This is a genomic window from Dictyoglomus sp. LHC4 (genome assembly GCF_055181355.1).
In genome coordinates this window covers 1,402,288-1,426,213 of sequence record NZ_CM143707.1, presented here as the reverse complement: position 1 = coordinate 1,426,213, position 23,926 = coordinate 1,402,288, and the positions used below count along the sequence as shown (strand labels likewise).

Sequence of the window (23,926 nt, the reverse complement as noted above, 5' to 3'; positions counted from 1 at the left end):
GGTGTGAGGAAAAGCTGGAATATTTTACGATATTAATTTTATTATTTATTTCTGGTTTTCTTTCTGCTTTAGAGGCATCGCTTCTCTCATCACCTAAGATTCGACTTCACCATTTAGCAGAGAATGGTGATAAAAGAGCAAAAAGGTTGATGAAATTAATGGAAAATTCTCAGAAGCTCTTAAGTACGATCCTTATTGCTAATAATCTTGTAAATATCTTGATTTCTTCGATTGCTACGAGAATAGCTCTAAGCATAACTCAAAATTTTGGTATAGCTATTGCTACAGGTCTTTCTACCTTCTTTATAGTAATTTTTGGAGAAGTAATACCTAAATCTTTAGGATTAAGATATAAAGAGAGGTATGCTTTATCTGTAATTAATTTATATTATCCCATATATTTAATAATGCTTCCTATTACCAACTTTGTACTGACTTTTAGTAGCCTTTTTTATAAAATAATTGGTGGAAGCCAAGAAAAAATTTCACCCTTTGCTACTATAGATGAATTTTTAACCTTGGTAAATGTGGGTGAGAAAGAGGGAATAATAGAAAAAGAAGAAAAGGAATTAATTAATAATGTCCTTGAGTTTACAGATACAGAAGTACATGAAGTTATGGTGCCAAGAATAGATATGGTATGTATAAGTTCTGATGCTTCCTTAAAAGAGGCATGGAAAAAAATAATTGAAGAAGGTCATTCAAGGTTACCCGTATATGAAGGAAGTATTGATAATATTATAGGTATTGTACATGCTAAAGATATTTTAAAAGCTCTTGCCGAAAAGGATCAAAATATTGGCTTAAAAGATCTTATAAGAGAAGTGATATATGTACCTGAGAATATGAAGATTAATGAGCTTTTTAATGAGATGAGAAGGCGAAAGGCACACATGGCTATAGTGGTAGATGAGTATGGTGGTACCGCAGGTTTGGTAACCTTAGAGGACCTTTTAGAGGAGATTGTAGGAGAGATAGAAGATGAGTATGATAAAGAAGAAACTAAATTCTCTTTTATAGATGATCACACATTATTAGTGGATGCTAAGATGAATATTTATGAACTTAATGATGTATTAGAGGAGTCTTGGGGTATGAGATTGCCAGAAACAGAATATGATACCTTAGGGGGGCTCATTTTGGATATTTTAGGGCGAGTGCCATCAAAAGGTGAAGAGATTGATTTAGGGGATGTAGTTATTAAAATAGAGAGTGTAAGAAGACAAAGAATTGAGAAAGTAAAAATTATAAAAAAAACTAAGAAAGATGAGGGAGAAGAGGAGAAATGAAGGATACAAAGTTCATTTTTATTACTGGTGGAGTTATATCATCCTTAGGAAAAGGTCTTACAACGGCATCTTTGGGACGTATCTTAAAAAGTAGAGGTTATAAAGTAACAGCACTGAAGTTCGATCCATATATAAACGTGGATGCTGGTACTATGAATCCATATCAACATGGAGAAGTTTTTGTAACTGAGGATGGTGCAGAAACGGATCTTGATTTGGGGCATTATGAAAGATTTTTGGATGTAAATTTGTCTGCCCTAAATAATGTTACGACAGGCAAGATATATTCAAGAGTGATAAAAAAGGAAAGAGAAGGAAAATACTTGGGTTCAACGGTACAAATAATTCCTCATATTACAGAAGAGATAAAAGAAAGCATTAAAGTAGTAGCAAACGAAACCCAAGCTGATTTAGTTCTTGTGGAGATAGGAGGCACAGTAGGTGATATTGAAGGCTTACCTTTCTTAGAGGCTGCAAGGCAATTTAGAAAAGATGTAGGTAAAGATAATGTTGTTTATCTTCATGTTACTCTTGTTCCATCTTTATTTCCTACAGGAGAATTAAAAACTAAACCTACCCAGCATAGTGTTAAAGAATTAAGAAGTATAGGAATTCAGCCGGATATAATCCTTTGTAGAGCAAAGGATAAATTGCCAAAGAGTATTAGGGAAAAGATTGCCTTATTTACAGATGTGGAGCCTGAAGCAGTAATAAGTGGGGTGGATGTGAATGATATTTATGCTATACCTCTTTATTTTGAAGAAGAAGGATTAGGAGATTTGGTATGTAATATTTTGGGGTTGGAGAAAAGAGAGAGTGACTTAAGAGATTGGTCCGAAATGGTAAATAAAAAACTTGAGAGAGAAATAAATGTAACAATTTTAGGAAAGTATGTAACATTACCAGATGCTTATTTAAGTGTAGTACAAGCCCTTAATCATGCAGCGAGATTTTATGGAGTAAAGTTAAATATAAGATGGATAGAAAGTGATAAGGTAAATTCATTAAATGTAAATGAAATCTTAGAGGGAACTGAAGGGCTTTTGGTACCTGGAGGGTTTGGGGCAAGAGGCGTTGAGGGAATGATAGAAGGAATTAGATGGGCAAGAATAAATAAGATTCCTTTCTTGGGTTTATGTTTAGGACTTCAATGTGCAGTTATAGAATTTGCAAGAAGTATTGGGTTAAAGGACGCAAACAGTAGTGAGTTTAATGAAAACACTAAAGATCCAGTAATAGATCTTATGCCTGAACAAAAAAATATTCAAGATAAGGGTGGAACTATGAGACTTGGGGCTTATCCATGCGTAATTGATAAATCTTCCTTAGCTTATAAGTATTATCAGCAAGAGATTGTTTATGAAAGACATAGACATAGATACGAATTTAATAATAAATATAGAGATCTTTTTGAAAAAAACGGTCTTAAAGTAGTGGGTACTTCTCCTGATGGAAGATTGGTTGAGATGATTGAGCTTGTAGATCATCCATGGTTTGTGGCTACCCAATTTCATCCTGAATACAAATCAAGACCTCTTAATCCTCATCCCCTCTTTAAAGGATTCATAGAAACTATAGTAAAGGAGAAAGCCAAATAATGGAAGATAAAGATCTTCTTAAAATTGCAAGAGATATCTTGAAATTTTCCTATTCTCCTTATTCTAACTTTCCTGTAGGAGCTGTTTTGTTAACTAAGAGTGGAAAGATATATACTGGAGTAAACATAGAAAATGCTTCTTATGGTCTAACTATTTGTGCTGAACGGGTTGCTATTTTTAAAGCAGTTAGTGAAGGTGAGAAAGAATTTTTGAAAATTGTGATTGTTGGTAAAGATGGAGATGGAGTACCACCTTGTGGGGCTTGTAGGCAGGTTATGATGGAATTTTCTCCTAAGATGAAAGTATTATTGTATAATTCTGAAGAAGAAAGATTTTATAGATATAAAGCAGAAGAGTTATTACCTCACAATTTTAAATTGGAGGAAAAATAATGGGCAATACTAAACTTGCTTATGTAAGTATTATAGGTAAGCCAAATGCTGGTAAATCCACCCTATTGAATCTTTTAGTAGGAGAAAAAGTTTCTATAGTAGCTGACAAACCTCAAACAACAAGACAAAGGATATTGGGAGTTTTGACTTTAGAAGACGCACAATTTATTTTTTTAGATACTCCTGGATGGTTTCCTCCAAAACATTTGCTTGGAGAGTATATGCAAAAAACTATTAAACAGACTATTGAAGACTCTGAAGTTGTATTATATGTAATTGATGCAACCTTAGAACTTGATGAAGATAATAAATCCCTTCTTCAATTTGTAAAAGGGCAAAAAAAGCCCTATTTAGTATTACTCAATAAGATTGATGCTGTATTACCGAAAATTTTGGAAGAAAGAAAAAATAAGATTATCTCCTTAGGAGTAGATCCAAATAATATAATTGAAATATCAGCTCTATATGGTACTAACAAAGATTTACTTTTAGAAAAACTAAAAGAATTATCTCCAGAAGGTGAATTTTTATATCCTCCAGATATGTTAACTGATCAAACTGATAAATTCTGGATTTCAGAAATAATAAGAGAAAAGATAATTCATCTTACTCATCAAGAAGTACCTCATTCGGTTGCAGTATATGTAGATGAAATTGATGAACGAAAAAACGGACAACTCATTTATATTCGTGCAACCATTATAGTTGAAAGACCTACTCAGAAGGCTATCTTAATTGGGAGAAATGGTCAAATGTTGAAGAAAATAGGTACTCTTGCAAGAATGGAGTTGGAAGAATATTTTAAAAAACAAGTCTATTTGGATCTTTGGGTAAAAGTTAGAGAAAAATGGAGAAAGAAACCTGAAATTTTGAGAGAGCTTGGATATATTTAATATTAGGAGGAAAATTTATGGATAAAAAGGCTTTAGCAAAAATGATAGATCATACCTTACTAAGACCTAATACCTCCTCAAATGATGTGACTGATTTTTGTAAAGAGGCATTAAAATATAGTTTTGCTTCTGTATGCATTCAACCTTATTTTGTCCCATTAGCATATAGTATTTTAAAAGGTTCTGATATAAAAGTTTGTACAGTTATAGATTTTCCTCATGGTCTAAACTCTTCTTCATCAAAAGCTTTTCAGGTTGATGATCTTTTAAAAAAAGGTGCAGAAGAGTTTGATATGGTAATTAATATTTCTGCTATAAAAGATAAGAATGAAAAAGTACTTAGGGAAGATGTAAGAAAAGTTTTAGAGGCTTCGCAAGGAAGAGTAGTAAAAGTTATTATTGAGACATGTTATCTAACAGATGAAGAGAAAATTTATGTTACAAATATAGTAAAAGAAGAAAAAGCTCATTTTGTAAAAACATCTACAGGTTTTGGCTCCTCAGGAGCAACATTAGAAGATGTGAGGCTTCTTAAGAAAATTGCAGGAAATGAGTTAAAAGTTAAGGCAGCAGGAGGTATAAGAACTTTAGAACAAGCTTTACAAATGATAGAATCAGGTGCTGATAGAATTGGTACATCTAATGGGATAGCTATAATAAATGAACTTAGAGAGTAGATATTATTATGAAGAAGGGTTAATTATAGATAGAAGGAAAATAGGAGATGGAGATTTGGTTTTACTTTTTTACGGAAAAGAGAAAGGGAAGTATTGGGTGAAGGCTCCAGGTGCTTTAAAAATAAAAAATCGCCTAAGAGGAAAGGTTGAGGTTATCACTCTTGGAAAAGGATATTTTGTGAAAAGGAAAGAATTAGATCTTCTTATAAATTGGGAGGTAATAGAGAGATTCGATAATATAAAAAGGGATGTAGATACCTTTATACATGCTACTACTTATATAAAAAGGGCTGAGAAATTTCTTCCTGAGGGGGTAAAAGATAATGAAGTTTTTGATCTATTATATATTTTTTTAAAGGAAATAAAAAAGAATAACGCTACTACTTCAGGTGATATCCTCTTAATTAAACTTTGGCAAAAACTTGGACTTTTACCTTTCATCCCAACTAACTGTGTAAAGTGTGGAAGAAAATTTAGTAGTGATGAAAAATTGTTATTGAATATTGAAGATTATAAAGTTTATTGTGTAGATTGTAATAATTTGGATATAGAAATAGATTTAGAGGTTATAAACAAATATAACGAGATTTTAACTTATGATTTTAATTATATGATTGGCTCTAATATGATTACACGCTTTGAAGAAATAAAAAAATTAATGCCTATTTTGACAAAAAGGATAGAACAGGAGGTATAGAAAAAATGCTTTTTCAAGAGATTGTTTTTAAACTTGATGAGTTTTGGCATAAACAAGGATGTATAATTCAACAACCGTATGACATAGAAGTCGGTGCTGGTACCATGAATCCTGCTACCTTTTTTAGAGTATTAGGTCCAGAACCTTGGTATGTTGCATATGTAGAGCCCTCGAGAAGACCTACTGATGGCAGGTATGGAGAAAATCCAAATCGTCTTCAACATTATTATCAGTATCAGGTAATCCTTAAGCCTTCTCCAGATGATGTTCAAGAAATCTATATTGAAAGTTTAAGATATTTAGGTATTGATATAGAAAAGCATGACATAAGGTTTGTTGAAGATAATTGGGAATCTCCTACCTTAGGAGCATGGGGGATAGGTTGGGAAGTTTGGTTAGATGGAATGGAGATTACCCAATTTACATATTTTCAGCAGTGTGGGGGATTTGATTTGTTTCCTATATCTGCTGAAATAACCTATGGTCTTGAAAGAATTGCTATGTATATACAGGGGGTTGATGATTTCAAAGATATAAAATGGCAAGACAATGTAACTTATGGAGATATACACCTGCAGGGAGAAATAGAGCATTGTAAATATAATTTTGAGTTAGCTGATGTTGAGAGATTAAGATTTTTATTTAATGAATATGAGAAAGAGGCAGAAAGATTATTAGAAAGTGGATTAACTTTTCCTGCTTATGATTACGTTTTGAAATGTTCTCATACATTTAATTTATTAGATGCAAGAGGTGCTATAAGTGTGGTACAAAGAACACAATATATATCACGAATTAGAAAATTAGCATCAAAAGCTGCTGAAAACTATTTAAAAAGTAGAGAAGCTTTAGGATATCCTCTTCTAAATAAGGCTTGGAGAAAGGGGGAATAAAATCTTGGAAAAAGATCTCTTAGTTGAAATAGGCACAGAAGAGATGCCAGCAAGTTTTTTGGAACCAGCAATTAAACAAATAAAAGATTTTTCTGTTGATTATTTTGAAAAAAATTATTTAAGATACAGTGATTTAAAAGTTTGGGCGACACCAAGAAGGTTAGTTATATATGTGGAAAAATTAAAGGATTTTCAAGAATCTCAAGAAGAAGAGATAAGAGGACCTGCAGCCCATATAGCATATAGGGATGGTGAATGGACAGATGTTGCTAAAAAGTTTGCTGAACAAAATAAGGCAGATTTAAAAGATTTAATTATAAAAGATACTCCAAAAGGAAGATATGTTTTTTTAAAAAGGGTAAGAGAAGGAAAACCTACAATAGAAATTATCCAATCTTTTGTAGTAGATATGCTTAAGAATATAAGATTTCCTAAGATGATGAAATGGGGAAACGTTAATTTTACTTTTGGAAGACCCATACGCTGGATTCTATCTCTTTATGGAGATGAATTGGTACCTATAAGTGTGGCAGGAGTAAATTCATCAAAATACACAAGACCTCCAAGATTTTATTTAAGATCCTTCATAGAAGTTAATGATGCAACAAAATACTTAAATATCTTAAGAGAAAATTTTGTAATTGTTGATCATATAGAAAGAAAGGATAATATTTTAAAACAAATAAAAGAAATAGCTGAATCTAATTCTCTCATATTAGATTATGATGCAGAGCTATTAGATGAGGTTAATTTCTTAGTAGAATATCCTACTGCTTTATTAGGACACTTTGATGAAAGATATTTAAAATTACCAGATATAGTTTTGAAGGTGACATTGGAAAAGAAACAAAGATATTTTCCATTGAGAAATGGAGATGGTAATTTAGTTAACAAGTTTATAGTAATAAGAAATGGGACAAAGGATTATGCAGATATTGTAATAGAGGGTAATGAAAGGGTTTTGAAAGCAAGACTTGCTGATGCAGAATATTACTTTAATGAAGATATTAAGAATCCTTTGGAAAGTTATAAGTCAAAATTAGAAGGTATTATTTTCCAAGAAAAGCTTGGTACTATTAGAGATAAAGTAGAAAGAGTAAAGAAAATAGTTTATGAAATTGCAAGGATTTTATCTCTTTCTGAAGATGAAACAAAAATATTGGTACGGAGCGTTGATTTATATAAAGCAGATTTAGGAACTTTAATGGTTAGTGAGTACCCTGAACTACATGCTATAATAGGAAGTATCTATGCTAAAGTTTCAGGAGAAAAAGAACCTATTCCTATAATAATTGGTGAATATATCTATCCAAGAACCTTAGATGAAAAGATACCATCTCACTATTTAGCATCTCTCTTAGGAATTGCGGATAGAATAGATAGCCTTGCTGGATATTTCTTTTTAGGTCTTTTCCCTACTGGATCTGAGGATCCTATTGGACTAAGAAGAATTACAGGGGGTCTTATAAAGATATTTTTAGAAAGTGATATTAGGCTTAGTATAAAGGAGCTTCTTGAGTATGCTTGGAAAGTATATGGTTTTGGTGAGGGTAGAGATAGACTTTATCAAGGTTTTATTTTTATAGGTCAAAGATTAAGGAATATTTTATTAGATATGTATCCTCTTGAGGTAGTGGAAAGTGTTTTGAACGTGGATTTTGATCCATTATGGAAAACAAAGAGAAGAATTGCTTCTATTATTGAAATAAAAAAGGATCCAAATTTTAATAGTGTGGTCAAAGCTTTCAATAGGCTTTATAGGATCTTACCAAAGGAGTTAACCCTAAAAGAAATCAGACCAGAACTTTTTGTCTCAAATTATGAGAAAAATTTATATGAGGATTTTATTAAAATAAAGAATGATTTAGAAAAAGATTTAGAAAAAGGTGATTATCTGAATCTTTTTAAGCATGAACTATTAATTACTTTTGCTAATGACATAGAAGCATTCTTTGACAACGTTTTAGTGATGTCTCCAAATGAAGATGAAAAGAATAATAGGCTTTCTTTAATTTGGAATATTAAGACCTTTTTATGGGAATTTTGTGATTGGAGTAAACTTTCATAACTTTAAACTTTCATTAAAATTAGTCTTGATACGTTTATGATATAATCTCATAAGATAAGTTTAAAAAAATATAAAAGTAAGGAGGATGACATATGTCAAAGAAAAGAGTATATCTATTTGAGGAGGCAGATGGTAAAAACCGTCTTCTTTTTGGTGGAAAAGGTGCAGGATTAGCAGATATGACCAAAGCAGGTCTCCCAGTTCCTCCAGGATTCATTATAACCACTGAAGTATGTAAAGAATATTACGAAAACGATAAGAAACTTCCAGAAGGTTTAATGGAAGAAGTTTTAGCAGCAATGAAAAAATTGGAGGAAAAGACAAGTAAGAAATTTGCTGATCCTGAGAATCCACTACTTGTTTCTGTAAGATCCGGAGCACCTGTATCAATGCCAGGAATGATGGATACAATTTTAAACCTTGGACTTAATGATGAGACTGTTAAAGGTTTAGCAAAAAAGAGTAATAATGAAAGATTTGCTTATGATTCTTATAGAAGATTTATACAGATGTTTGGAAACGTAGTTCTTGGTATTCCTCATGAGAAATTTGAGGAGATTTTAGATCACTATAAGAAAGATCAAGGAGCTAAATTAGATAGTGAACTTACAGCCGAAACTCTTAAGAAAGTAGTAGAAGCCTATAAAGAGCTTGTTAGGAAAGAGACTGGTAAAGATTTTCCTCAAGATCCATATCAACAACTTGAAAAGGCTATAAAAGCAGTTTTTGATTCTTGGAATAATGAAAGAGCCATAATTTATAGGAAACTTCATAATATTCCAGAGGACTATGGTACAGCAGTAAATATTGTAACTATGGTTTTTGGAAACATGGGTGATGATAGTGGTACAGGAGTAGCCTTTACAAGAAATCCATCTACAGGGGAAAAAGAATTCTATGGTGAATATTTAACTAATGCACAAGGTGAAGACGTGGTAGCAGGAATAAGAACTCCTCAACCAATTTCAAAATTAGCGGAAGAAATGCCTGAAGTTTATAAGCAACTTCTTGAAGTTAGAGATTTACTTGAAAAGTATTATAGAGATGTTCAAGACATAGAGTTTACAATTGAGAAAGGAAAACTTTATATGCTTCAGACAAGAAATGCAAAAAGAACAGCTGCAGCAGCGGTTAAAATAGCTGTAGATATGGTTAAGGAAGGATTAATTACAAAAGAGGAAGCTATATTAAGAGTTTCTCCAGAGCAGATAAATCAGTTGCTTCATGCCCAAATAGATCCAAAGGCTGAAAAGAAAGTAATTGCAAAGGGTCTTCCTGCATCTCCAGGTGCAGCTTCTGGAAAAATAGTATTCTCTTCTCGTGAGGCAGAAAAGAGAGGAAAAGAAGGAGAAAAAGTCATCCTTGTAAGACCTGAAACCACACCAGATGATATTGGTGGTCTTGCAGCGGCTCAAGGTGTATTAACAAGTAGAGGTGGAATGACAAGCCACGCAGCTGTAGTTGCAAGAGGAATGGGTAAGCCTGCTGTAGTAGGATGTGAGGCAATAAAGATAGATCTTGAGAAAGAAGAATTTCGTGTGGGTGATGTGTTAGTAAAGAAAGATGATGTTATTACAATAGATGGTTCTACTGGTGAAGTTATTTTAGGAGAAGTTCCAATGATTCCACCTACTTTAAGCAACGAATTAATAGAGCTTCTTTCTTGGGCTGATGAAATCAGGAAGATTGGTGTAAGAGCTAATGCAGATACTCCTGAAGATGCCAAAAAAGCATTTGAATATGGTGCTGAAGGAATAGGACTTGCAAGAACAGAGCATATGTTCTTAGGAAATAGGCTTCCATTAGTACAAGAGATGATTCTTGCAGAAAATGAAGAGGAAAGGAGAAAGGCTTTAGAAAAATTATTACCAATACAAAGAGAGGATTTCATAGGATTATTCAAAGCTATGCAAGGAAAACCTGTAACAATACGATTAATTGACCCACCATTACATGAATTCTTACCACCATTACTGGATTTAACTGTAGAGGTTGAAGTTATGAAAGCAAAAGGAATTACAGGAAAAGAGTTAGAAGAAAAAGAAAAGTTACTTTCTGTAGTAAAGAGATTGCATGAGTTTAACCCTATGATGGGATTTAGAGGTTGTAGATTGGGAATGATTTATCCAGAAATATTTGAAATGCAGGTAAGAGCAATTATGGAGGCGGCTGTTGCAGTAGCTAAAGAAGGACTTCCTGTAAAACCAGAAATTATGATCCCTCTTGTAGCATTAGAGTCTGAGATGAAAGTTCTTGGAGATTTAATACATAGAGTAGCAAAAGAAGTTTTAGAAAAGAGTGGAGTTAATATTGAATATAAGGTTGGGACTATGATTGAGGTTCCAAGAGCTGCATTGATTGCTGACAAACTTGCTCAAATTGCTGAATTCTTCTCCTTTGGTACTAATGACCTTACTCAGATGACCTTTGCTTTCAGCCGTGATGATGCTGAAGGTAAGTTCTTAGGAAGATATAGAGAAAAGGGATACATTGAGGATGATCCATTTGAACACTTAGATACACAAGGTGTAGGAGAACTAATGAAAATAGCAATTCAAAAAGGAAGATCTACAAGACCTGACTTAAAAGTTGGAATCTGTGGTGAACATGGTGGAGATCCTAAGTCTATAGAGTTCTGCTATCAAATAGGTTTGAATTACGTAAGTTGTTCACCTTTCAGAGTACCTATTGCGAGACTTGCTGCTGCACAAGCTACATTGAAATATCAAAAACAAATGGAATTTGTAGATAGGACAGCTTAAAGAGGTGATAAATTTAGGGGGAGAAGCAAAAATTCTCCCCCTAAGAGAATGTTAATCAGGGAGAGATTAGAAGAACAAGAAAAAATTTTATTTTCACCTTATGCTACTTTGAGTAGTAAAAGCAAAGGTAGAATTGTATTCGAAGAAGAATGTCCTTTAAGGACATGTTTTCAGAGAGATAGAGATAGAATTATCCATTCTAAGGCTTTTCGAAGGTTAAAACATAAAACTCAAGTATTTCTTGCTCCAGAGGGAGACCATTATAGAACTCGTTTAACTCATACCCTTGAAGTATCACAAATAGCTCGAACTATTTCAAGAGCTCTTTCTTTAAATGAAGATCTCACTGAGGCTATAGCTTTAGGGCATGATTTGGGCCATACTCCTTTTGGACATATGGGAGAGGATGTTCTTGATGAGATTTTAAAGTCTTATGGTTATTCTGGTTTTTCTCATGCTGAACAAAGTTTAAGAGTTGTTGATAAAATAGAAAAAGGTGGCAAGGGGTTAAATTTAACATATGAGGTAAGGTTGGGTATACTACAACATAGCAAAGGGCAAAAAGATCTTAGAATTTGTTTTAGTAACAAAGTTTGCGAGACTTTAGAAGGTGAAGTTGTAAAATTTTCAGATGTTATAGCTTATTTAAATCATGATCTTGATGATGCTTTAAGAGCAGGAGTGATAGATGAGAAGTATATACCTGAGAAGGTTATAAGTATTCTTGGGAAAACACATAGAGAAAGAATAGATACCATGGTAAAGAATTTAGTCTTTAACAGCCTAAATAAAGATCATCTTGAATTTGAATATGATATTCTTGATGCTATAGAGGAGCTTAGAAATTTTTTATATGAGACTTTGTATATAAATCCGCATGTCAAATCAGAAAATGAAAGGGTTAAACTTCTATTATATGGACTTTTTGATTACTTTATGAAAAATCCTAAAAAACTTCCTCAAAATCTTCCAGAAGATGATTTAGTAATAAAAATTAAAGACTTTTTGGCAGGAATGACAGATAGATATGCAATAGAGTTATATGAAAGTATCTTTATCCCAAAGCCATGGAGGTTCTTCTAAGTGAGTTTTTTGATGGAGGATTTTGTAGAGGAAGTTAAACAAAGGATTAATATAGTAGATGTTATTTCAAGATATGTGAATCTTAAAAAAAGTGGGAAAAATTATGTAGGCCTTTGTCCTTTTCACCAGGAAAAAACACCATCTTTTTATGTGAGTCCTGATAAAGGACTTTACCATTGTTTTGGGTGCGGGGCTGCGGGAGATGTTTTCTCCTTTCTTATAAATTACAGAAATATAACCTTCAGAGAAGCATTAGAAGAATTAGCACATGAGGTAGGTTTAGAATTACCAAAAAAATCAGAGACTATCACAGCAGAAGGTAATGTTTTATTAGAAATTTATAAGTCTGCTGGTGTGTTTTATCATCTTTATCTAACAAGTAAATATGGAGCAGAAGGAAGATTATATTTAAAAAGGAGGTGTATTTTACCAGAGACTCAAGAAAAATTTCTTTTGGGGTTTTCTCCTAAAAATTCCTTGCTTCTTCTTAGATATCTTATTAAAAAAGGTTTTCAAAAAGAGGATATTATTAAATCTAAAATTTTATATAACGTAAAAGATGAATGGAAAGATCCTTTTGCTGGAAGAATAATTTTTCCAATATTTAATCTTAGAGGTCATATAATAGGTTTTGGGGCAAGGACCATAACTAACGAAGAACCTAAATATATAAACTCTCCAGAGAGTGAGATATTTAGTAAAGGTAAAAATCTATATGCCCTATTTCAAGCAAAGGAAGTTATAAAAAGAGATGGGGAGGCAATTTTAGTTGAAGGATATATGGATGCTATCTCACTTCATCAAGAAGGTATAGGTAATGTGGTGGCTTCCTTAGGTACCTCATTAACTTCTTCACAAGCGAAGCTTTTGAAAAATTATACTAATAAAGTGATATTAGGATATGATCAAGACCCAGCAGGTTTTCAAGCAGGGAAAAGAGCATTATCTATTCTTGAGTTGGAAGGTTTAGATGTATATTGGTTATCTCTTCCATCTGATGTAAAAGATCCAGATGAGTTTATACAAAAATATTCAAGAGATGAATTCTTGTATCTTATTAAAGATAGTAAACCTTCTTTAGATTTTCTTATTGATCATGTATTAAATTTACCCATGACCTTTAAAGAAAAATTAGAAGAAATAATTGAAATATTGACATCTTCCATTCTTCGTAGTAAAAATATACTTGTCCAGCAAGAAAAAATAAAGCAATACTTACCACTAATAAGTAAGAGAATAGGAGTGCCAGAAGAAGGGCTTCAAAAAGAGATACAGAAGAGAATTTTTTCTGGTAGAATAGTAGAGGATAAAGCTAAGGTTCAAATAACACGTTATTATGGAGTATCAAAAACGGAAGAAGCTTTGTTAGGATTGATTTTATTAGATGTTGAACATACACAAATAAAGAATATGAGTCCTGATGATTTTACCTTTGTGTTGTATCAGGATGTTTTAAAAAAGTGGAGGATTTGGGATAAAGAAAAGGGTTTAGAAGAATTTTTAAGTCAATGGGAAGAAGATAAAAGAATCCTTATAGAGAGGGCAATTTTATCAGGTGAAGATTTTATAAAACAAAAAGATATAATTCCCTACTTGTGGGATCATTTTCAAAAGCTTAGAATAAAAAAGGAGATAAACAGATTGATAGAGGAGTTATCAAAATCATTGACTGATCTTGAAAAAGAAAAAGAAATTATGGAAGAAATATATTTCTTGAGGAGTCTCTTAGAAGTAAAGAAGTGAAATTTTTAAGGAGGCGATGATTTTAAATGACTAAGAAAAAACCTAAAAAAGTAACTCTTGACGAAGTTTTGACGGAATTTCCTTATCCTGAGGATAATATAGAGGAAGTGGAAAAATATTTGGAAGACCATGAATTAATCGATGCGGAAGATTTATTTGTGGATATAAAAGAGGATAGTATACCTGAAACTATTGAGGAAGATTTAGAGCTTCCAGAAGAGATAGAATTAGATGATCCTGTAAAGATGTATTTAAAAGAAATCGGAAAGATTCCATTACTTACCCCGGAGGAAGAGATAGAACTTGCCAAAAGGGTAGAAGAAGGAGAGGAAGAGGCTAAGAAGAAGCTTATTGAGGCTAACTTAAGGTTAGTAGTAAGTGTAGCCAAAAGATATATTGGAAGGGGTTTATCTTTTTTAGATCTTATCCAAGAAGGAAATCTTGGTCTTATTAAAGCTGTTGAAAAATTTGATTGGAGAAAAGGATATAAGTTTTCTACCTATGCTACTTGGTGGATAAGACAAGCAATTACAAGAGCTATTGCTGATCAAGCAAGGACCATAAGAATACCAGTACATATGGTAGAGACAATGAATAAGATACATAAAGTTACAAGACAACTTACGCAGGAACTTGGAAGAAAGCCAACTGAAGAAGAGATTGCAGAAAGGGTGGGTCTTCCTGTAGAAAAGATAAGAGAGATAAGTATGATAGGACAAGAGCCATTATCTTTGGAGATGCCTGTAGGTGAGGATGAAGATAATAGATTGGCTGATTTCGTGGAAAACAAAGGTATGAGTCCTGCTGATATTGCAATTCAAAAATCTTTGAAAAAAGATATAGAGGAATTATTGAATGAGCTTTCTGAGAGGGAAAGGGAGATTCTTAAATTAAGATTTGGGTTAGAAGATAATCAACCAAGAACTTTAGAGGAAGTAGGTAAACTTTTTAATGTAACGAGGGAAAGGATAAGGCAAATAGAAGCCAAGGCATTGAGAAGATTGCGCCATCCAAGCAGAAGTAAAAAGATAAAAGATTACTTAGAAGAATAATTTTTTTAAGGAGGTGTATTTCAATAGAGAAAGATTATAGAATCAATGAGAAGATAAGAGCAAAGGAGGTAAGAGTAGTAGGGGAAGATGGTAAACAACTTGGTATAATGTCTATTGATCAAGCTATTAGATTGGCGAGAGAAAGACATTTAGATCTTGTAGAAGTTGCACCTAATGCAAATCCTCCTGTCTGTAGAATAATGGATTATGGTAAGTTTAAGTATGAATTAACAAGAAAGGAAAAAGAAGCTAAAAAGAGCCAAAAAATAGCTTCAGAAGTAAAGGAGATCAAGATAAGACCAAATATTGAAGAGCATGATTATCAGGTTAAACTAAAGAAAATAAGGGAATTTCTAGAAAAAGGATATAAGGTAAGACTGATAATACTTTTTAAAGGTAGACAGTTGATTTATAATGAATGGGGTGATAAACTTTTAGAAAGAATTTTGCAAGACATAGCAGATTTGGGCACAGCAGAAAAGAAAGGGCAACAAGTTGGAATGACTATGGTTACAATGCTTGTGCCTACAAAAAAATCTTCAAATAAAAAAGTAGTATTAGAGGAGGTAAAAAATGAGTAAGCTGAAAACAAGATCTTCAGCTGCTAAGAGGTTTAAGGTAACTGCTACTGGCAAAATCTTGCATAAGAAGGCCGGAAAAAGACATAATTTAAGTAAGAAGAGTTCTTCCAGGAAGAGAAGATTAGATATTCCTGGAGAAATTAAAAGTGTTGATCGTTGGAAGGTAGAAAGAAATCTACCATATAGTCTATAGAATAGGGGAGATGAAGAAATGAGAGTTAAAGGTGGTACAATTACAAGAAGAAGACATAAAAAGATTTTAAAACTTGCAAAGGGTTTTAGAGGAAGAAGAAGCAGAATATTTAAGATAGCTAATCAATCTGTAATTAAAGCTCTTTTTGATGCTTATATAGATAGAAGAAGAAAAAAGAGAGACTTTAGAAGACTTTGGATTATTAGAATCAATGCAGCTGCAAGAAAGTTTGGCCTTTCTTATAGTAAATTTATGGGACTTTTGAAAAAAGCAAACATTAAATTAGATAGAAAAGTTTTAGCAGATCTTTGTGTTAATGAACCAAAAGTTTTTGAGGAGATTGTAAATCAGGTAAAATAGTAAAATATGAGATGAAATATATCTCCAGCATCTCTAATCCAGAGGTCAAAGAAATTTTAAAGCTTCATGATAAGGAGAAACGCAGAAAGCTAAATAAATGCATAGTTGAGGGCTGGAGATTGATTTTAGATGCGATAAAAAGTGGAGTTTTAATTGAGAAAGTTTTTGTCTCAAAAAGTTATTGGGAAGAAAAAAGGGAAGAAATAGAAAAATTAGTTTCCTTTAGTATAATTAGGATTGTAGATGATTCATTAATGAAGAAAATATCGCTTTTAGAAACACCCCCAGGAATTATGGGGGTGTTTCCTTTATTTTTAAGTGAAAAATGGGAGATTTTAAAAGATAAAAATAATATAACGGTTCTTTTTGTGGATGATGTACAGGACCCTGGAAATCTTGGAACTATTATAAGGGTCTCAGAAGGAGCAGGAGTTACAGCTGTGATTCTTAGTAAAAATACAGTAGATCCTTATAATTATAAGGTGATTAGAGCCTCTACAGGTTCCATATTTAGATTACCCATATGGTTTGCAAGTAAAAATGAGATTAAGGAAAAATTTAAAGGATGGAAAGTGATAATTGCAGATCCTAAGGCAGAAAAAATTTATTTTAGAGAAAATCTTGTAGATTCTTTTTTACTGATTGTAGGAAATGAGGCATGGGGTGTTAAAAAAGAGGAATATTTAGAGATGAATCCTATTTTACTAAGAATTCCTCTAAAAAAAGAAGTAGATTCACTTAATGTTTCAATTGCTACTTCTATTTTTCTTTTTGAAGCTCAAAGACAAAGATATGAAGGGGGAATTATAAATGAATGAAGATTATATTAAGAAGTTTGAAGAGGCAAAGGAAAGAATCATTAGAGCAGAAAATTCAAATGAGCTTGAGGAAATAAAGAGAGAAGTATTAGGGAAACAAGGTTTTCTTACTCAGTTATTAAGATCATTAGGTAAACTACCTCAGGAAGAAAGAGTAAAGCTTGGTAGACTTGTTAATGAATGGAAAGAGGTTTTAGAAAAATTGTATGAAGAAAAGGAAAAAGAATTAAAATACAAAACATTGCAAAATAAGTTGTATCAAGAGAATATTGATATCACACTTCCTGGAAGAAAAAAAATAGTAGGAAAAATTCACCCCATAAATCAAGTTATAGAAGAGATTTTATCTGTTTTTAAAGAGATGGGGTTTCAAGTGGTTTATGGACCGGAATTAGAGACAGATTATTATAATTTTACTGCATTAAATATACCAGAAGATCATCCAGTAAGAGAATCCCATGACTCTTTTTATATTGATAAAGAACATTTATTGAGAACCCAAACTTCACCTGTACAAGTTAGAGTTATGGAAAAGAAAAAACCTCCATTAAGGATTGTTGCCCCTGGTAAATGTTATAGGAGAGATATGCCAGATGCTACTCATAGTCCCATGTTTCATCAAATAGAGGGTTTGGCTGTTGATACAGACATAACTTTTGCAGAATTAAAAGGTGTTCTTTCTATTTTTGCTCATAGATTATTTGGTAAAGATAGAAAAGTATACTTTATACCAAGTTATTTCCCCTTCACAGAGCCAAGTGCAGAAATGTATGTAGAGTGTGGAGTATGTAAGGGTGAAGGATGTAAGGCTTGTGGATATTCTGGTGTATTAGAAATTCTCGGGTGTGGAATGGTACATCCTCAAGTATTTAGAGTGGTAAATATTGATCCTGAAATATACTCAGGATTTGCTTTTGGTATGGGACCAGATAGAATAGCCATGCAAATATATGGAATAGATGATATAAGGTTGTTTTATGAAAATGATGTAAGATTTTTAAAACAATTTTAAAGGGGGTATAAGATGCTTATCTCATATAGATGGTTAATGGATTATCTAAAAGAGAATGTTCCTGTAAAAGAATTGGTAAATGCATTAAGAAATCTTGGTCTATATGCTACTATTCAAAAAGAGATAGGTAAAAACTGGAATGAGATATTAATTGGAGAGATAAAAGATATAAATAAACATTCTAAATATGATCATCTTTTAGTGTGTAATGTGGATGTACGGGATAAAAATTTAAGTATTGTGACAGGAGCAAAAAATATCAATATTGGTGATAAGGTGCCCGTAGCATTACCCAATACCCAGATATTAGGTGTAACTTTAGAAAAGAGAGATTTTGGAGGCATTATTTCTGAAGGAATGCTCTGCTCAGAATATGAATTAGAATTTTCTGATGATAAAGAAGGAATTATGATTCTGCCTCAAGATTTTAAGGTTGGGTCAAAATTTAGTGAATATTTTGGGGATGGAGACTATTTGATAGAAATAGATGTACCATCAAATAGAGGAGATTGTTTAAGTTATATAGGAATTGCAAGAGAGGTATCTGGGTATTTTGGTATTCCTTTAAATTTTGAATATAAGAAACCGAAAGATTCAACTTATTCTATAAAAGAGTTTGCAGATTGTGAGGTATGGGATTATGAACTTTGTCCCCGTTTTACCTTAAAGTTTATAAAGGGGGTCAAAATAGGTCCTTCTCCTTTATGGTTAAGATGGAAAATAGAAAGAGTTGGACTTAGATCTATAAACAATGTAGTTGATGTTACTAATTATATAATGCTAGAAACAGGCCAGCCTTTGCATGCTTATGATTTTGACCTTATTAAAGGAGGAAAATTAATTGTCAGAAGAGCAAAACAGGGAGAAAAGATTGTATTAATAAATGGGGAAGAAAAAGAATTGGATGAAAATGTTTTAGTTATAGCTGATGTAGAAAGAGTTGTAGGTATTGGTGGTATTATGGGAGGAAAAGAAACAGAAATAAATGAAAACACTGAGAATGTACTTCTTGAAGCAGCCAATTTTATGTCTGTTAATATTAGAAGAAGTGCAAGAAAATTAGGTTTAAGAACTGATGCTTCCTTGCGTTTTGAAAGAGGTGTAGATATTTATAGGACTGCAGAGATACTAGATTATGCTGCTGAGATGATAAGATTGGTTGCTGAAGGTGAGATATCAAAAGATAAAATAGATCTGAATCAAGGATTGCCTCCTTTACCAAAAATATTTTTAAGACCTCAAAGAGTAAATAAGATTCTTGGTACAGAATTAAAAGAACATGAAATTACAGAAATATTATCAAAAATAGAATTTAAAGTTATATCTCACAATCCAATATTAGAGATAGAAATACCATCTCATAGACAAGATATTAAGGAGGAAATAGATTTAATTGAAGAGATTGCACGTTTTTATGGATACAATAACATAGCATCTTTACCACTCCAGAAAGGAATGGTTGTAGATTCACCTTTGGTAGAAGAGATTGTTGAAAGAAAAATAAGAGAACTTCTATCTGATATAGGACTTTATGAGACCATTAATTTTAGTTTTATGTCTTGCGAAGATCTTAAAAACTCAGGCGTATTAGACACCTCTCCTTTCAATAATTATATAAATATACAAAATCCGTTAAGTTTGGAAAACTCTGTATTAAGAACCTCCCTTCTTCCATCTCTTCTGAAAGTTGCTCAAATTAATAATAATAGACAAAATAAAGATGTATTTCTATTTGAAATTGGAAAAGTATTTTACAAAAACACTAGCGATTATATTGAGGAAAAACATTTGGCAATTTTGCTTTCTGGGGAATGGTATACAAATACATGGAATATACCATATGAGATTAGAAAAGTAGATTTTTATGACTTAAAAGGAATAATAGAAATTCTTTTTGAAAAAATATGGGGTACTAAGCCTGATTTTCTAAATAGTACTTATTCTTTTCTACATCCTTTAAGACAAAGCAAAATATCTTTAAATGGAGAAATAGTGGGATATCTCGGTGAAGTAAATCCATGGATTACTCAAGAAATGGATTTAAGGGAGAGAGTGTATTTTGCTGAGATAAATTTAGATAAACTTAATTTTGTAAAAGAAAAGACAAAATATAAACCTATACCAATATATCCTGGTATTAAGCGAGATCTTGCTCTTCTTGTTCCAGAAGATATGCAAGTAGTAAACTTAGAAAATGTTATAAGAAAGGTTTCTGGAAATTTATTAAAAAATTTAAGTGTTATTGATGTATATAAAGGGGAGAAGATAGAGGAAGGATACAAAAGTGTTACTTTCTCTATGTTTTTTGTTTCAGAAGATTATACCCTTACTGATAATGAGGTAGATGATATTATCAAAAATATACTGTTAAATCTTTCAGAAATAGGAGTGTATTTAAGGCAGAAATAAATGGAAAAAGCTTTAAAAGTATTAGAATGGGAAAAGATTATAAAAGAGATAGAAAAGGATGCTGAAACTACAGGTGGAAAAGAGCAAATATTAAATTTGAGGCCAATTACAGAAATAGATATTATTAGGAGATGGCATTTATTAAATGAAGAGGCTTTAAAAACAGTCTATTCTTTAGGTTATCCTACCTTTTCTGGAGTAAAAGATTTAAGAAGTTATATTGAGAAGGTAGAGATAGGTGGAATATTATATCCTGAAGAATTTGAAGAAATTGCTAATACATTAGAGACTTTTAAAAAATTGAAAGATTATCAGAATAAAGCTAAAAATTTAGCACCAAATCTATGGGGAAGGAGTATATTTGTATTATCAGATCTTTATTCACAGATAAGAAAAGCTATTCAAAATGCTGAAATACTTGATACAGCATCTCCTGAGTTAAAGTCCATAAGACAAAAGAAGGAGAGAATCCAACAAAAAATCAAAGAAACTTTAAATAATATTATAAATAAAGATTGGCGTATATATTTACAAGATCAAATTGTCACTATAAGGCATGGAAGATATGTAGTCCCTGTAAAACAAGAATTTAAGACTAAAATTTCTGGAATTGTGCATGACCAATCTACTTCTGGACTTACAGTATATGTAGAACCTCTTTCTATCGTTGAGTTAAATAATCAGTTAGCTTTATTAGCGGTTGAAGAAAAAAAAGAGATAGAGAAGATATTAAGAAAGCTTTCTTTACAATTCTTAGAACATAAAGAGGAGGTTTTAGAAACCTTAAATACTGCTTTCTATTTGGATTTTGTATATGCGAAAATTAAATGGGCGCAAAGGTATAATGCTATAATACCCATTATAGATGAAAATACTGTAATAATTATAAGGGAAGGTAGGCATCCGTTTCTTGGAGAAAAGGCTGTTCCTATAAGTTTAGAAGTAGGAAGAAAATTTAATACCTTAGTTATTACAGGTCCTAATACTGGGGGAAAAACTGTAACATTAAAAACTATCGGTCTTTTTGTACTTTTAAATCAAGCAGGAATTCCAGTACCTGCTAAAGAAGGCACTGCTCTTGGAATATTCAATCAAGTATTTCCAGATATAGGAGACGAACAAAGTATTGAGCAAAATCTTAGTACCTTTTCTTCCCATATGACTAACATAATTTCATTTATAGATTATTTGGAGAAAACTGGAGATAGAAAGGTTTTAGTAATTCTGGATGAACTTGGAGCAGGTACAGATCCACAAGAGGGTGCTGCATTAGCAGTAGCTTTATTGGAGTACTTCCATAGTAAAGGTACAATAAATGTTATAGCAACTCACTTTCCTCAGCTTAAGATTTTGGCTTCCAAATATAAAAGTATGGAGAATGCTTCTCTTGAATTTGATGAGAATACTCTTAAGCCTTTATATAAAATAAACATCGGAATACCTGGTAAGAGTAATGCACTTTTAATTGCTAAAAAACTTGGCTTGCCAAGAAAAATTTTGGATAGAGCAATGGGTTTTCTAAGTGAAAAAGAAATAGAATTGGAAGAGGTTATAGGAGAATTACAAAGGAGAAGAAGAAAGCTTCAAGAAGAAATAGAAAAGGTAGAAAAGGTGAGGAAAGAGTTACAGGAGGAGAAAAGAAAAATAGAAGAAGAGAAGAGAAGTATACAAAAAGAAAAGGAAGAGTTAAGGGATAAACAGAAAAAGGAGATAATGAAGGAATTGTTGGAGGTAGAGAATAAAGTAAAAAATATAATTAGGGAATTGCAAAAAGGGAATATTAATATGAAAGAGGCACAGAAACTTCAAGAAGATATAAGATTAATTAAAAAGGATCTTATCTCTCAAGAGGAATTTGTTAATATAGAATATATTCCTCAAGAAGGAGATAGAGTAAGGATTAAAAATACAAAAAAAGAAGGTATAGTACTGGATATAGATAGAGAGAAAAAAATAGTTACAGTACAAGTGGGAATTATAAAAATAAACGTTCCTTGGAATGAATTAGAGCAGGTTATACCAAAGGAGGAACAGATTATTAATAAATATGTATATATACAAAGAGATAATAAAGAGAAGGTTCCTTCTGAGCTTAATATAAGAATGATGACTGTAGATGAGGCATTAGAAGAATTAAAAAAATATTTAGAAAAGGCCTTTTTAGCTGGATTAAGAAGAGTAAGAATAATTCATGGGAAAGGTACGGGTAAATTAAGAAATGTTGTTCACGAATATTTAAAAAGTGCACCTTATGTAAAAGAATTTTATTTAGCATCACCAGCGGAGGGAGGAGAAGGGGCTACAATTGCCATATTGGAAAGCCTCGTTTAGGCTTTGAAAATAATTTCTCAATATTTTCTCAAAAATTTTATACCTGTGTTTATTGTGGGAGTTTTGCTTTTTTCTACTATCTTAATTATTTCTCCCCTTTTTGGTATTATGGATTTGGTTATAGCTCGTTCGGTACCTTTGGATTTAGCTTTTCAGATTTTTCTGACAAAGATTCCCCCATACTTAACTTATACTTTTCCTATGGCTATATTTCTCGCAGTTATCTTTGTTATTGGCCAATTTAGTGAACATGGAGAAATTATGGCAATGAAAGCTTCAGGAGCTTCTATAAGATATTTTTTGCCTGCTATACTTATTTTGTCTTTTTCTGTACAGATTATTATGTTTTATTTTAATGAAATTCTTTCTCCTAAGGCCTATGAAAGAGAAAAAATATTATTAAGTAAGGTATATAATACAGTACTAGTTCCTGCACGTGAGAATGTATTTTTCAATGAAAACCATAATTTCTACTTTTTCAGAAAAGTGGATCTTAAAAATAAAAAATTTGAGGATATACTATTAATTCAATTTTTAGAAGGTGGAAAGATAAAATTAATTACGTCTGCTAAAAGGGCATATTTCAATGAAGACGTGGGTTGGAGATTTCAAGATGGAGAGGTATATTCACTTAATGATAATGGGGAAATGATTTTTCAAGGAAAATTCAAGGAACAAAAGGTTAATCTAACTAGAACTCCAGAGCAATTAACACCTTCATCAAAGCCTATTGAGGAAATGAGTATTTTTGATATTATAAATCAGATAAGACTTTTTGAAGGAATTGGATTAAATACAAGAAATCTAAAGACAGAGTTTCATATAAGAATTGCTCTCCCTTTTACTTGTCCAATTTTTGCAATTTTAGCTCTTGGAATAGGTCTTCAGATGGGAAAAGGTGGTAGATCTCTTTCTTTTGGTTTAAGCGTTATTTCTATTTTTGTGTATTACATTTTATTTTCTATAGGAAGATCTCTTGCCAAGGCAGGGATTATTCCTTACTTTTTAGGAGCATGGTTAGGAAATACAATCTTTTTAATCTTAGGTATATATCTTCTTACAAAGAGGAAATAAT

General features: G+C 32.0%; 20 protein-coding genes. All 20 read left to right on the top strand.

Features of this window, described 5'->3' with window-relative positions:
* Window positions 1-14: 14 nt before the first annotated feature.
* The 20 genes from ACY3JO_RS07180 (at window position 15) to ACY3JO_RS07085 (ending at window position 23,925) form a co-directional block, all read left to right on the top strand.
* On the top strand, window positions 15-1,289 hold the full coding sequence (locus ACY3JO_RS07180; RefSeq protein WP_463085663.1) for a hemolysin family protein: 1,275 nt from the start codon (window positions 15-17) through the stop codon (window positions 1,287-1,289).
* Complete coding sequence (locus tag ACY3JO_RS07175) at window positions 1,286-2,887, top strand: CTP synthase (protein ID WP_463084327.1); 1,602 nt, start codon at window positions 1,286-1,288, stop codon at window positions 2,885-2,887. The genes ACY3JO_RS07180 and ACY3JO_RS07175 overlap by 4 nt, the downstream gene beginning before the upstream one ends.
* Window positions 2,887-3,279 (top strand): cytidine deaminase, encoded by a 393-nt coding sequence (cdd, locus tag ACY3JO_RS07170; RefSeq protein WP_463084326.1) that lies wholly within the window; start codon window positions 2,887-2,889, stop codon window positions 3,277-3,279. The genes ACY3JO_RS07175 and cdd overlap by 1 nt, the downstream gene beginning before the upstream one ends.
* Window positions 3,279-4,172 (top strand): GTPase Era, encoded by an 894-nt coding sequence (gene era / locus ACY3JO_RS07165; protein ID WP_463084325.1) that lies wholly within the window; start codon window positions 3,279-3,281, stop codon window positions 4,170-4,172. The genes cdd and era overlap by 1 nt, the downstream gene beginning before the upstream one ends.
* 17 nt (window positions 4,173-4,189) lie before the next feature.
* The gene (gene deoC / locus ACY3JO_RS07160; RefSeq protein ID WP_463084324.1) at window positions 4,190-4,849 is read left to right on the top strand and encodes a deoxyribose-phosphate aldolase; all 660 of its coding nucleotides are present in this window, start codon (window positions 4,190-4,192) and stop codon (window positions 4,847-4,849) included.
* Complete coding sequence (gene recO / locus ACY3JO_RS07155) at window positions 4,833-5,546, top strand: DNA repair protein RecO (protein WP_463084323.1); 714 nt, start codon at window positions 4,833-4,835, stop codon at window positions 5,544-5,546. The genes deoC and recO overlap by 17 nt, the downstream gene beginning before the upstream one ends.
* A 5-nt stretch (window positions 5,547-5,551) precedes the next feature.
* The gene (gene glyQ / locus ACY3JO_RS07150; RefSeq protein WP_463084322.1) at window positions 5,552-6,439 is read left to right on the top strand and encodes a glycine--tRNA ligase subunit alpha; all 888 of its coding nucleotides are present in this window, start codon (window positions 5,552-5,554) and stop codon (window positions 6,437-6,439) included.
* 4 nt (window positions 6,440-6,443) lie between these two features.
* Window positions 6,444-8,507: a glycine--tRNA ligase subunit beta gene (glyS, locus tag ACY3JO_RS07145; protein WP_463084321.1), complete on the top strand. Its 2,064-nt coding sequence runs from the start codon at window positions 6,444-6,446 to the stop codon at window positions 8,505-8,507.
* Window positions 8,508-8,599: 92 nt separating this feature from the next.
* The gene (gene ppdK / locus ACY3JO_RS07140; protein WP_463084320.1) at window positions 8,600-11,269 is read left to right on the top strand and encodes a pyruvate, phosphate dikinase; all 2,670 of its coding nucleotides are present in this window, start codon (window positions 8,600-8,602) and stop codon (window positions 11,267-11,269) included.
* Between the two features lie 48 nt (window positions 11,270-11,317).
* Window positions 11,318-12,352: a deoxyguanosinetriphosphate triphosphohydrolase gene (locus ACY3JO_RS07135; protein WP_463084319.1), complete on the top strand. Its 1,035-nt coding sequence runs from the start codon at window positions 11,318-11,320 to the stop codon at window positions 12,350-12,352.
* Complete coding sequence (gene dnaG / locus ACY3JO_RS07130) at window positions 12,353-14,095, top strand: DNA primase (RefSeq protein WP_463084318.1); 1,743 nt, start codon at window positions 12,353-12,355, stop codon at window positions 14,093-14,095.
* Window positions 14,096-14,121: 26 nt separating this feature from the next.
* A complete protein-coding gene (rpoD, locus tag ACY3JO_RS07125; protein WP_463084317.1) occupies window positions 14,122-15,147 on the top strand; it encodes an RNA polymerase sigma factor RpoD in 1,026 nt (341 codons plus the stop codon).
* Entirely contained in the window at window positions 15,144-15,728 is a 585-nt protein-coding gene (gene infC, locus ACY3JO_RS07120; RefSeq protein ID WP_463085662.1) for a translation initiation factor IF-3, read from the top strand. Before rpoD ends, infC begins: the two co-directional genes overlap by 4 nt.
* Window positions 15,721-15,921, top strand: a complete 201-nt coding sequence (gene rpmI, locus ACY3JO_RS07115; protein ID WP_463081920.1) for a 50S ribosomal protein L35 — start codon at window positions 15,721-15,723, stop codon at window positions 15,919-15,921. The genes infC and rpmI overlap by 8 nt, the downstream gene beginning before the upstream one ends.
* 18 nt (window positions 15,922-15,939) lie before the next feature.
* Window positions 15,940-16,281, top strand: coding sequence for a 50S ribosomal protein L20 (gene rplT, locus ACY3JO_RS07110; RefSeq protein ID WP_463084316.1), 342 nt, complete (start codon window positions 15,940-15,942; stop codon window positions 16,279-16,281).
* Between the two features lie 11 nt (window positions 16,282-16,292).
* Window positions 16,293-17,099 (top strand): TrmH family RNA methyltransferase, encoded by an 807-nt coding sequence (locus ACY3JO_RS07105; RefSeq protein ID WP_463084315.1) that lies wholly within the window; start codon window positions 16,293-16,295, stop codon window positions 17,097-17,099.
* Window positions 17,092-18,111 (top strand): phenylalanine--tRNA ligase subunit alpha, encoded by a 1,020-nt coding sequence (gene pheS / locus ACY3JO_RS07100; protein ID WP_463084314.1) that lies wholly within the window; start codon window positions 17,092-17,094, stop codon window positions 18,109-18,111. Before ACY3JO_RS07105 ends, pheS begins: the two co-directional genes overlap by 8 nt.
* A 12-nt stretch (window positions 18,112-18,123) precedes the next feature.
* Window positions 18,124-20,520 carry a phenylalanine--tRNA ligase subunit beta gene (gene pheT, locus ACY3JO_RS07095; protein WP_463084313.1) on the top strand — a complete coding sequence of 799 codons (2,397 nt, stop codon included), beginning with the start codon at window positions 18,124-18,126 and terminating at the stop codon, window positions 20,518-20,520.
* On the top strand, window positions 20,521-22,851 hold the full coding sequence (locus ACY3JO_RS07090; RefSeq protein WP_463084312.1) for an endonuclease MutS2: 2,331 nt from the start codon (window positions 20,521-20,523) through the stop codon (window positions 22,849-22,851). It abuts the gene before it with no gap.
* 3 nt (window positions 22,852-22,854) lie between these two features.
* The gene (locus ACY3JO_RS07085; protein WP_463084311.1) at window positions 22,855-23,925 is read left to right on the top strand and encodes an LptF/LptG family permease; all 1,071 of its coding nucleotides are present in this window, start codon (window positions 22,855-22,857) and stop codon (window positions 23,923-23,925) included.
* Window position 23,926: the final 1 nt, after the last annotated feature.

Bases quoted from the DNA above. Each gene is read 5' to 3' on its own strand.
- ACY3JO_RS07175 (WP_463084327.1), top strand. From the start codon at position 1,286: ATGAAGGATACAAAGTTCATTTTTATTACTGGTGGAGTTATATCATCC.
- cdd (WP_463084326.1), top strand. From the start codon at position 2,887: ATGGAAGATAAAGATCTTCTTAAAATTGCAAGAGATATCTTGAAATTT.
- era (WP_463084325.1), top strand. From the start codon at position 3,279: ATGGGCAATACTAAACTTGCTTATGTAAGTATTATAGGTAAGCCAAAT.
- deoC (WP_463084324.1), top strand. From the start codon at position 4,190: ATGGATAAAAAGGCTTTAGCAAAAATGATAGATCATACCTTACTAAGA.
- recO (WP_463084323.1), top strand. From the start codon at position 4,833: ATGAACTTAGAGAGTAGATATTATTATGAAGAAGGGTTAATTATAGAT.
- glyQ (WP_463084322.1), top strand. From the start codon at position 5,552: ATGCTTTTTCAAGAGATTGTTTTTAAACTTGATGAGTTTTGGCATAAA.
- ppdK (WP_463084320.1), top strand. From the start codon at position 8,600: ATGTCAAAGAAAAGAGTATATCTATTTGAGGAGGCAGATGGTAAAAAC.
- ACY3JO_RS07135 (WP_463084319.1), top strand. From the start codon at position 11,318: ATGTTAATCAGGGAGAGATTAGAAGAACAAGAAAAAATTTTATTTTCA.
- rpoD (WP_463084317.1), top strand. From the start codon at position 14,122: ATGACTAAGAAAAAACCTAAAAAAGTAACTCTTGACGAAGTTTTGACG.
- rpmI (WP_463081920.1), top strand. From the start codon at position 15,721: ATGAGTAAGCTGAAAACAAGATCTTCAGCTGCTAAGAGGTTTAAGGTA.
- rplT (WP_463084316.1), top strand. From the start codon at position 15,940: ATGAGAGTTAAAGGTGGTACAATTACAAGAAGAAGACATAAAAAGATT.
- ACY3JO_RS07105 (WP_463084315.1), top strand. From the start codon at position 16,293: ATGAAATATATCTCCAGCATCTCTAATCCAGAGGTCAAAGAAATTTTA.
- pheS (WP_463084314.1), top strand. From the start codon at position 17,092: ATGAATGAAGATTATATTAAGAAGTTTGAAGAGGCAAAGGAAAGAATC.
- pheT (WP_463084313.1), top strand. From the start codon at position 18,124: ATGCTTATCTCATATAGATGGTTAATGGATTATCTAAAAGAGAATGTT.
- ACY3JO_RS07090 (WP_463084312.1), top strand. From the start codon at position 20,521: ATGGAAAAAGCTTTAAAAGTATTAGAATGGGAAAAGATTATAAAAGAG.